General features: G+C 57.1%; 11 protein-coding genes and 2 tRNA genes. 1 reads left to right on the top strand and 12 read right to left on the bottom strand.

Annotated features, from left to right (window positions below):
* Window positions 1-82: 82 nt before the first annotated feature.
* From AB1772_12535 to AB1772_12480, 12 genes are all read right to left on the bottom strand, one after another.
* Complete coding sequence (locus tag AB1772_12535) at window positions 83-868, bottom strand: hypothetical protein (GenBank protein MEW5797167.1); 786 nt, start codon at window positions 866-868, stop codon at window positions 83-85.
* Window positions 868-1,317 carry a T9SS type A sorting domain-containing protein gene (locus AB1772_12530; GenBank protein MEW5797166.1) on the bottom strand — a complete coding sequence of 150 codons (450 nt, stop codon included), beginning with the start codon at window positions 1,315-1,317 and terminating at the stop codon, window positions 868-870. The genes AB1772_12535 and AB1772_12530 overlap by 1 nt, the downstream gene beginning before the upstream one ends.
* A 63-nt stretch (window positions 1,318-1,380) precedes the next feature.
* Window positions 1,381-1,824 (bottom strand): HEPN domain-containing protein, encoded by a 444-nt coding sequence (locus AB1772_12525; GenBank protein MEW5797165.1) that lies wholly within the window; start codon window positions 1,822-1,824, stop codon window positions 1,381-1,383.
* Window positions 1,796-2,383: a nucleotidyltransferase domain-containing protein gene (locus AB1772_12520; GenBank protein ID MEW5797164.1), complete on the bottom strand. Its 588-nt coding sequence runs from the start codon at window positions 2,381-2,383 to the stop codon at window positions 1,796-1,798. The genes AB1772_12525 and AB1772_12520 overlap by 29 nt, the downstream gene beginning before the upstream one ends.
* Before the next feature lie 186 nt (window positions 2,384-2,569).
* Window positions 2,570-2,646: transfer RNA gene (locus AB1772_12515), tRNA-Asp, on the bottom strand.
* An 81-nt stretch (window positions 2,647-2,727) separates the two neighbouring features.
* Window positions 2,728-2,801: transfer RNA gene (locus tag AB1772_12510), tRNA-Val, on the bottom strand.
* 270 nt (window positions 2,802-3,071) lie between these two features.
* The gene (locus AB1772_12505) at window positions 3,072-3,338 is read right to left on the bottom strand and encodes a DUF3098 domain-containing protein (protein MEW5797163.1); all 267 of its coding nucleotides are present in this window, start codon (window positions 3,336-3,338) and stop codon (window positions 3,072-3,074) included.
* 36 nt (window positions 3,339-3,374) lie between these two features.
* Complete coding sequence (locus tag AB1772_12500) at window positions 3,375-4,742, bottom strand: O-antigen ligase family protein (protein MEW5797162.1); 1,368 nt, start codon at window positions 4,740-4,742, stop codon at window positions 3,375-3,377.
* A 17-nt stretch (window positions 4,743-4,759) separates the two neighbouring features.
* Window positions 4,760-5,350, bottom strand: coding sequence for an SIS domain-containing protein (locus AB1772_12495; GenBank protein ID MEW5797161.1), 591 nt, complete (start codon window positions 5,348-5,350; stop codon window positions 4,760-4,762).
* Window positions 5,347-6,108 carry a geranylgeranylglyceryl/heptaprenylglyceryl phosphate synthase gene (locus AB1772_12490; GenBank protein MEW5797160.1) on the bottom strand — a complete coding sequence of 254 codons (762 nt, stop codon included), beginning with the start codon at window positions 6,106-6,108 and terminating at the stop codon, window positions 5,347-5,349. Before AB1772_12490 ends, AB1772_12495 begins: the two co-directional genes overlap by 4 nt.
* 8 nt (window positions 6,109-6,116) lie before the next feature.
* The gene (alaS, locus tag AB1772_12485; GenBank protein ID MEW5797159.1) at window positions 6,117-8,825 is read right to left on the bottom strand and encodes an alanine--tRNA ligase; all 2,709 of its coding nucleotides are present in this window, start codon (window positions 8,823-8,825) and stop codon (window positions 6,117-6,119) included.
* Window positions 8,794-9,447: a RecX family transcriptional regulator gene (locus tag AB1772_12480; GenBank protein MEW5797158.1), complete on the bottom strand. Its 654-nt coding sequence runs from the start codon at window positions 9,445-9,447 to the stop codon at window positions 8,794-8,796. The genes alaS and AB1772_12480 overlap by 32 nt, the downstream gene beginning before the upstream one ends.
* Before the next feature lie 276 nt (window positions 9,448-9,723).
* Between AB1772_12480 and AB1772_12475 the strand changes: the two genes are divergently transcribed.
* A partial coding sequence (locus AB1772_12475; GenBank protein MEW5797157.1) for a DUF4388 domain-containing protein occupies window positions 9,724-9,926 on the top strand: 203 nt, incomplete at its 3' end.

Genomic DNA, 9,926 nt, shown 5'->3' with positions numbered 1-9,926 from the left:
CTTCGTATACTTTCCCATCAGCGTATCCTTTCGTCGGCCGTGTCTCCACACGACCGGTTTCGGTTTAGATTTCACCGAAAGGCTACGCTACTTTTTTGCCTATTTCCACACCTTTTGAAATTAACTCCACTCCCTTATCGCCACCATGGCCCAGGGGCCTCCTCTCCCAACCGACACCGGTCTGTGCCCATGAGTGATGATAAGCACCGCTGGTCAGATCATATATACTCTGAAGTACATTGACGTATGTGACATTAAACGAATTCACTGCACTGTCTGGATACCCACACGGCAGACCGTACCTAGCCTTTATCTTCGCGCTGGTGCCGGTGCATCCAAGAACGGGTATGTGAAGCGTGCAATACTTACGACCACTTGCGCCACCGACTCTGGTGCAACACGCGTGGTCCTCGCTGGTGCCATAGCTTTGAACTTCGGTGAGTGCGGCCGTTGCAGCTCTCACTCTTGCCTTAGGGTTTCCTATGTCCGCGCTATCCGTTGTTTCAAAGACTTGAAGTATATAGCCTCCGGCCGGTACGTCACTCCAATATCCAACCTGTATAGATAGCGGCACGTCCTGATACGGCCCGATCAGGAACGTCGCCTCCCCGTGGGCCACCAGTCGGTCGTGATCCATCAGCCCTAGCCATACGTATCGGCCGCTCCCAGCGTCGCCGCCCGCTGCAACAGTGTGAGTTTCACTATTGCAGGCCAACTCCGGCTCCTCGGTGTCACCGTCTCCTCCAGTGTGCCCTGGTCCGGGACGACCTGATCCGGGTGGCGGCGGATCAAAGATGCACTCCAAGAAGTCACAGTCGCAGGAGACGCAAGTCAACCCAACTAACATCACCAGCAGTATGAGTCTCATTATTTCACCACCACCATTTTCTGAGTTGCTTCGAACTCGCCGGCTTTGAAACGGGCGAAATAAACCCCGCTGGCGATCTCCTGTCCGTCCGCGCTCCGGCTGTCCCAATCAACCGTATACCGACCCGGCGGATACTCCCGGTCAGCCAGGGTGGTGACTTTCTGACCTAATATATTGTACACCTCAAGCGTGACATGAGCGGTTTGCGGCAGGCCGAACCGGAACGTAGTCGTCGGGTTGAAGGGGTTGGGGTAGTTCTGGTCAAACTCGTAATCTATAGCCGGATCTTCTGTCATCTGGGAGATTTCAAGATCAGATAGTGTCCGGTATCTACCTTTAGCGCTAAAAAGGGAGCTCATGTCAAGCAGCGGATTGTCGTGAGGCGGCAGGGCCGCGACCGGCACGACATTGGTCTTCACTGCCAGTTTCTGTGTTACCCGGAAAGTCAAGCGCCCGATTACTCCATCAGGTTTGAAAAAGACGCCCGCGTCCAACCGCCTGTAGCGGCACTCTCAATGAAGCAGATTCGGATGATTCGCCTTCAGCCATGCGGTAGCTTTCTTGCCAAGCTCAACCGCCAGCCGCATCGCGGCGTCAGCCTCGGTGTCGGAAATCATATCAACCGAATCGTATGTGGCTGTATGGCGCATTTTCCTGATCTTGTGTAGCAATCTAATTGAATCGGCGTTAGCGGTGGTCATTGTGAACATAAGTGAATCAATAGTTCGCTCGTGTTCGCGCTCCCGTCCTGGCCTATAGCCGCAGGCATACAACGCGGCACGGGCGCAGCGCAGGGCGGCGGCATATGCCATATTCAACCTCCACCCGGCAGCGATTCCTTTGATCTCGGCGCTGCGCAAGTCCTCTTCGGCAGAATGCAACAGCGCCTGAATTTCCTCAGCACTGGTTTCGTGCAAATGAAGCCAATTATTCTGCAGCCAGTCTTCTAAGCTCATCCTCTGTCCCGATTATGAATTCCTTGTCTGACTTCACAACCGACCTCACAAAGTGGTTCTTCTGAGAATACTTCGCCTTGAATTCTGCGTCCGAGAAGAGGCCGGGATTGACTTCCCGGCCAATGTCATGTTCAACGGGTGTTAATGCGCTGACCAACTCGCTAAGAGGAACACGCCCGACAATGAAAAGATCGACGTCGCTACCCGCAGCTTCTTTGCCCTTGGCGAACGACCCGTAGATGAAAGCGACTTTGATCTTCTTCTCAAGCGGTTTTAAGGCCTCCCTCACCTGGCCAAACACGCCAAACGTCTTGAATACGATGTTGCGCAAATCTGGAAAGATCGGATTGTTCTTGTTTACCGAGTAGAATGTCTGATGGCCTCGCTTCTCACCGCTCAGGATACCCGCTTCGGTTAACGTCTTCAGTTCTCGTTGCACAACGCCCTGTCGTGTACCGGTAAGGCGGACTACTTCCGAGAAATAGAATTGTCTATCCGAATTAAGAAAGAACAGAGCCAAAACCTTGCGTTTTGTCCCCGGGAAAAGGGCGGTAATCATGCTTCCAATCTTTGTACCCATTTAGGGTAAGAACGTACCCAGATTGGGTATTGTTGTCAAGTCAAAAACTTGGGTCGAGTTTGCAGACCTGTAAGACCTGACGACTGGATTGAGAGAAAGTACTGGGAGAGTGAGGTTTGGAATATTGCCGTGGCCGTAATCTAATGGCAAACAATGGGATATATATGGCGGGGTTGACGAGACTCGAACTCGCGGCCTCCTGCGTGACAGGCAGGCGTTCTAACCAGCTGAACTACAACCCCGTCTCTGAGTACCGTCGACAGGCTCGGCATTGCGCTGAAACCGTCACCGGAGTCATCCAGTTCGTCCGCCGCCCATCAAAATGGGCGATACTGGATTCGAACCAGTGACCCCCTGCGTGTAAGGCAGGTGCTCTAACCAGCTGAGCTAACCGCCCAATGGCTCCTGCACAGCCAAGGTTACCCAATATACCAATTGCCCCCAAAAGCGCAAGAGATTGTGAAGATTCATCGGTTCCGGCCGCCAGAACCTCGGTCCCCCGGAGTGCAGCCAACCCACCTGCCGAGCTTGATCAGATGCCGGACGGCCGCCCGGCGGTCGTGCCAGTGAACATCGCAGTCGCGTCCGTTGGCCAGGGTATCAGAGCGGTGGCCGGGTACCCGAGTCTCGTCGCGCAAACCCCGGCCTGTTTCGGGCGTACTTCCGGCTACTGGGTCATCTGGTTGTCCGGGCCGGTGTCCGGCTTTCCCTTCGCCATGATCGCAAACGGGATGAGCAGGTAACCGAGCACCAGTAAAATCGGTGCGACAGTGAGTGTAAGCGGGTGGTTGGGATCGTCGCCGTACCCCAGGCAAATGTAGCCGATCACGATGATGACCAGCGCCACTGCAAAGAGAACATAGTTCTTCCGGCCGAACGGCCAGTCAAACGACGGAGCCTCGGCAACTTTCGGTTTGGAGAGTTTAGCTGCCATAGTCAGTCCCTATTAACGAAAACAAAAGCCCGGGTGTCAATAGACATAAGGTTGCCCCTGCGCGCTGCTTTTCTCCCGGTTGTACACGGCCGCCAACCCAAGCGCCCAGACGAGCATAAGCAAGACACGGACTTCCTCGTCGGAAAAGGTCGCCTCGCTCAGCGATTCCACGAAAAACACGAGAGAGCCGACCAACGCCACCGCGAGAGAGCGTCGCTGGCGTGAGCCTTCACCCCAATGGCGACGGCCTCGCCACAGCGAGCGCAGGGCCGACACCCACAAGAGGGCGAAAGTCGCCGCTCCAGGGATCCCAGAGCGGCAGGCGGCCTCAAGAAAGTCGTTGTGCGCGTGCTGATACCAGAAGCGATCGGATACCGATGTGTCGAGCCGCTCGTGATATTCCCGCCCGAAATTGCCCGGCCCGACACCGGTCAGCGGGTGCGCTATCGCAATATCGAGCGAGCGTTCCCAGATAAAGAGCCGCCCGCCGGGCCAGTCGCGATTGAAGTGCCAGCCCAGTTCGACTGAGAAGCGGCTGCGCACGGTGGGGGTCAGCACACCAATCGCCAGCACTACCAGCAGGACCGCCCAGCCGAGACGCCGCCAGGGGCGCGGCATAATCGACGGCAGCACCACCAGACCGACCAGGGCGGCTAACATCGGGCCGCGTCCGCCACAGAGGAGGACCGCGATCAAGCCGAGGATACTCGCGAGCAGGGCGAGGGTTTGCCAGCTTAACAGGGGACGTCTCAAGAAGCCGGCAGATGAGGGCATCTGCCGGGCACCTGACATTGATGGCGGTGTAGTTGAATCATCGGAATCGGCAGATGAGGGTCCGCCCGCGGCGGACCGGGCACGTGGCGTTACAGGTGTGCGTTGGAGAAAGGCCCAGGCCAGCACGCAGAGGGACGCAATCGCCGCCACATTGCCGAATGTCAGCGCATGAGCAAACGTGCCACGCACGCGAGGGTTTGTCTCAAGAAGGGGCGTGAAACCGTCGGGCCAACTATACTGCACGCCGAACCCAGCCATGATCAGCGCGGCGAGCGAGACCAGCAGCAGCCCCAGCGCGAGCACTTTCATGGCGCGATCCGGAAAAGTGGTGTCGCGCCCGAGGTAGATTCCTATCGGAATCACGGCAAACAGCCATTCCTCGCGGATATTATCCAGGGCGCGGAGTGGCTCCCCTTGCAGCAAACAGACGAGCACCAGCCAGCCGATATAAATCGCTACGGCTGCCCAGAACCACTGAAGCCCGCCGCCAAACGGATTGAAACGTTCGCTCACCGCGGCTATCACAAACAAAACTGCGGCGATCCCCAAGGCCGATTGCGAAAGCGATATCGAGAACGTGGATGCGAAAACAAAAAGCAGAAAAAAGAAGGTCAGCAGCCGCCTGAGCATGGCAGTAACGTGCGGCCTCAGGCGAACAGATCGCGCTCGACCATCTCTACCAACTGGTGAATCATGAACAGGTGCTCTTCCTGAATACGCTGGGTGGAGCGATGCGGCACGATGAGCGGTTTGTCGACCTGTTTACCTAACTGGCCTCCGTCGCCGCCAAGCAGTCCCGCGGTAATGATTTGTTTCTGGCGAGCGGTTGAGACAGCACGGACCAGATTTTCAGAGTTCCCAGACGTGGATAACACGATCAGCATATCCCCCCGGTGGCCGAGCGCCTCCACCTGGCGCGCGAAGATATGCTCGAATCCGTAATCGTTGCCGACGGCGGTGAGTATCGCCATGTCGGTCGAGAGCGCAATCGCCGGTAGCGCTTCACGGTTGCGGTCGCCGCTCAACCGCACCACCATTTCGGCGGCAAAATGCGATGACATCGCCGCCGACCCCCCGTTGCCGGCAAGCAGTATCTTTCCGCTCGAGCCGATCACACCGGACATGATCCCGGAGAGCTCGAGCATCTTAAGACCCAGATGATCGACAGTCGCCTTGCGCACCTGGGCGGCTTCCTCCGCCTGGCGAATAAGCTCGATCAGAGCATCGTTATGGTTCATACCTTGATCGTCTCCCTTGGGTGGGTGGCCGCGGTTAACTCTCGAAGACGGTCGAGGCCGGATTCGTTTTCTACCCGCGTCCCCATGACAATGAACGAGGCCCCGGCGGCGATACGCGTGGAACAATCTTCGGGAGTACTAAGCCCACCGCCGACTAAGACTGGGACATCCACTGTGTCTGTCACCGCCTGCACCATATCGATCGGCACCGGCTGGCCCGCTCCGGAACCGGCCTCAAGATACACCAATTGCATACCGAGATACTGCGCCGCCAGCGCGTGGGCGCAGGCGATATCCGGTTTAGAGCGTGGGATCGGCAGCGTGCCGGAGATGAACTGCACCGATGTCAGCGGGCCGGATTCGATAAGCATGTAGCCGGTTGGTATCGCCTCAATATTGGCTGCTTTGATGAACGGTGCGCCCTTGACCTGCTCGTCAATCAAGTATTGGGGATTGCGGCCGGAGATCAGCGACGTAAACAGGATGGCATCGGCATCGGGAGTGATCTGGGCGTGGGAACCGGGGAAGATGATCACCGGGAGCCCGGTGCGCGCTTTAATCTCTCGCACGGCCGACGGAAAATGCCCGGCCAGCATGAACGAAGTTCCCACTAAAATAGCGTCGACTCCGCACTCTGCGGCCGCCTCGGCTAGATTCAGATAATCTGAGTCGCGGCTGCGATCCGGGTCGATCAGGAGCAGGAAACCGCCGCCGCGGGCGGCGCGAGTTTCGAGGAGGCTGTCAAGTACGTGGGCCATAATTCCAGCTATCCGTTAAGCAGCGTGATCAGCTTCTTCTTGAGCAGTTCAGGATTGACCGCCGACGCGGTCCCGCCCTGGGCAAAGTTCGGCTTGCCGCCGCCGCGGCCGCCATGCTCGGCCAGCAGGTCCCGAAGCAGATTGCCGGCGTTTACCGAGTGTTTCTCAATTGCAGCCGAACTGGCAGCCAGCATAACAGCCGTCTTACCGTTAGTCATGCCCACGCCCAGCGCAACTACAGGTTGGTTCGATTCCTTGCGGCTGTCCATCCAGGCCGCCATGGTCTCGCGATCCGATTCACCAAAGTCATGCACCCAAACCGAGAGCGCCCCGACTTTGGTCTCTGAACCGAGAGACTGCCCGGCCCCTGATACCAGATCGGTCTTCAGTCTTCTGATCTCTTTTTGCAGCGCGGCGTTTTCAGTCCGAAGAGCCTCCACACCGGCGAGCAACTCCGATTCAGGGCGATTGAAACTGCTGCTCAGGCCCAAAACGAGCCGCTTGCGTTCGAGCATCTGTTTTTGCGCTTCGCGCCCGGTGACCGCTTCGAGACGGCGCACCCCCGACGCAATCCCCGTCTCGACTGTGATGAAGAACGGCCCGATTTGGCTCGTGTTCTGCACGTGTGTTCCGCCGCAGAGTTCTTTGGAGAATCCGGGCACTGAGACTACCCGCACCGTATCGCCGTATTTTTCGCCGAACAGCGCCATCGCGCCGGATTTCTTGGCTTCTTCGACCGGCATGATGTCGGTCTTGACATCAATGGATTTGAGTATCTGCTCATTGACCAGCCGCTCGACTTCAGCGATTTCGTCGGGCGACATCGGCTGATGGTGTGAGAAATCGAACCTGAGCTTGTCATCGCCGACATACGAGCCGGACTGCTTGACATGTTCGCCGAGAACTTTGCGCAAAGCGGCATGGGCGAGATGGGTGGCAGTGTGGTTGCGCATGATATCCCAGCGGCGCTCGGCATCGACTTGGGCGGTGACTGTCCTTGGTTCGACAAAGGTAACATCATCAAGTCTGTCATGAGGGACCGCTAACTCTTTTAAGTCCTCAAAGGTCCCCTTCGACATTCTACCGAGGTGCACATAGAACCACCCATCCAACAAGAAGATCTTATCAACTAAGACCACTACATTTCTTCCTCGAATCACACCCGTGTCGGTAATCTGTCCACCAGCCTCCACGTAGAAAGGAGTTTGATCTAAGATAAGAGCGTAAGTGACTTGTGAAGGGTCATCAAGTGTTTCGGCGTGTAGTACCTGTCTTACTATAGCTAATGACGAGAGTACTTCGTAGCCGACAAACTCGGTTTTCTCTCGTATATCTAGCTTCGTCTTGCGCAAGACATCCTCGATCGCCCAAGCTTGCCCTTCGAAGCTCGCCGCCCCTCGCGAACGCTCCTGCTGCGCCGCCATAGCCTTGTCAAAGCCCTCGCGGTCCAGTGCCAGGCCCTGCTCAGCAGCAATCGTCTCCGTCAAGTCGTAGGGGAAACCGTAAGTATCGTAAAGTCGAAACACGTCGCCGCCGGGAATGACACTGCTGCCGTTCGACTTCACTTCTCGCGCCAGTATGCTCAACAGCTCCAGCCCTGTGTCCAGAGTCCGCGCGAACGACTCCTCCTCCGCCTCGATCACGCTCACCACGTAATCCTTCTTCTGCCTGATCTCCGGATACACGTCGCCCATCTCACCCACCAGAGTCGGCACTAATTTGTGAAGAAACGGCTCTTTTGCGCCTAACTCACGGCCGTGGCGGGCGGCACGACGAAGAATCCGCCTGAGAACGTACCCGCGCCCCTCGTTGGAGATGCCCGCCCCGTCGGACAGGGCGAACGTCAGCGCCCGGATATGATCAGCCACGACATGATGCGACGGCACATGGTCTTCATAGCGTGAACCGGTAATCTCAGAAATCGATCTGATGAGACTTTGGAAGATATCGATCCCATAGTTGCTCTCGGCGTCGTTCATGATCGCCGTGATTCGTTCCAGGCCCGCGCCGGTGTCCACCGACGGTTTCGGAAGCTTCACCAGCTTGCCGTCGGGCATCTGCTCGAACTGCATGAACACCAGGTTCCAGATTTCGACAAACCGGTCGGTGTCGCCGTTAATGATATCGTTTGGGCCGTCGCCGAACTTCTCCCCCCGGTCAAAGTGAATCTCCGAACAGGGCCCGCATGGACCGATATCCCCCATCGACCAGTAATTGTCCTTCTTGCCGAACCGGAGAATGCGACCGTTTCTGAGTTCCGGTGCGAACTTGGCCCAAAGGCGATACGCCTCGTCATCGTCGAGATAGACCGTCGCGTACAGCCGGTCTTTCGGCAGGCCCAGCGTTTTGGTGACCCACTCCCAGCCGTATTCGATTGCCTCTGCCTTGAAGTAATCTCCGAACGAGAAATTGCCGAGCATCTCGAAAAACGTGTGGTGTCGGGCGGTGAATCCGACATTGTCCAGATCGTTATGCTTCCCGCCCGCACGGATGCATTTCTGCGACGAGGTCGCCCGGGGGAAATCCGGTTTCCGCTTGCCGGTGAACACGTCCTTGAACTGGTTCATGCCGGCGTTGGTGAACAATATCGTGGGGTCGTCGAAAGGGACTACCGGCGATGATTCCACCAGGCGGTGGCCGCGCTGCCGAAAGAATTCCAAAAAGGACTGTCTGACTTCGGAAGTTCTAATCGTCGTCTGCCTTTCTCGGACTACCAAACACGGCGCTGCAGGCGGCGCGGGCGGTTTCGTAGCCGAATCCGCGCCGGGAGAGGTAACTATATGCCTTGTCGCGGACCGATTCAACCTCTATCTGCTCCGGAACGGGCCAGCGCTGGCGCAGGGCCTGGATAGCACTTTGGATGTCGTCGATTTCGTCGAGCAGCGTGTCAACAGTCAACTCGGCCAGCATGCGGTCGATCATCTTTCGTCGCAGCACCGCCACCAGAAACGCCCGGCCGGCCGGTTTACGTTCGAGCGCCTGCTGCGCCAGTTTCATGGCCAATCGGGGGTCATCGATCAGGCCGCGCTTGCGGAACTTTTCGACAGTGGCCGCGATCAGCTTCTCGCCGAACCCTTTCCGCTTGAGCTTGACCACGATCTCTCCGGACGAGTGCTCGCGCACCGCCAGCAGGCGGGCCGTCTCACGGTCACACAGAAACCGCCCCGATTCCGCGAGAAGCTGGTCCATCTGGGCAGGAGTGATCGTCACGCCCGGTTTAAGGTTGTATCGGTAAACGAGATCAATGGGCAAGATAATATCTTCCGTCCGGCCGGAGACAGTGAGCCGCACGCCGCCCGGTTTCTCCTCGACCGAGATTATCTTAGGCTGATCGTCCATGCCGCCCGTAAGCTCCTAAACGCCACAATAATAGTCCGCCATTCTGACCAGATAAACAAAAATCCGCGCGGGATTTGCGTCTCGAAACGACACACAACTTGTTGGTTGACATCCCCCCAACTGTGCCCTATCATACCGACAGGACAAGAGAGCTCTAAGCTCACAAATGATATTAGGTTTGCTTGGCGCTGTTTTTCGCGACAATATATCAGCCTGAAATACAGTGACCTACGTTAGCTACAATTGCCGGCAGGCCCAAACGAAGGAATAGATGCTTTGGATTTACAGGGAAATATCGAAAAATTCGCCCTGGTCGAGATTCTCCAGTTGCTCGCCACCGGACGCAAGTCCGGCACGCTCGGAATACAGCACGACGACTCCATCATCATGATTTACTTCGAGGCCGGCGATGTCATCTACGCCTACGGCCCGCGCGAGACGTTTCATCTCGGCCAGTTGCTGACTGAGCGCGGGAAGAT

It is taken from the genome of Candidatus Zixiibacteriota bacterium (assembly GCA_040752815.1).
In the GTDB taxonomy this organism is placed as follows: Bacteria; Zixibacteria; MSB-5A5; order GN15; family FEB-12; genus JAGGTI01.
This window is presented reverse-complemented; position numbering and strand designations above follow the sequence as displayed.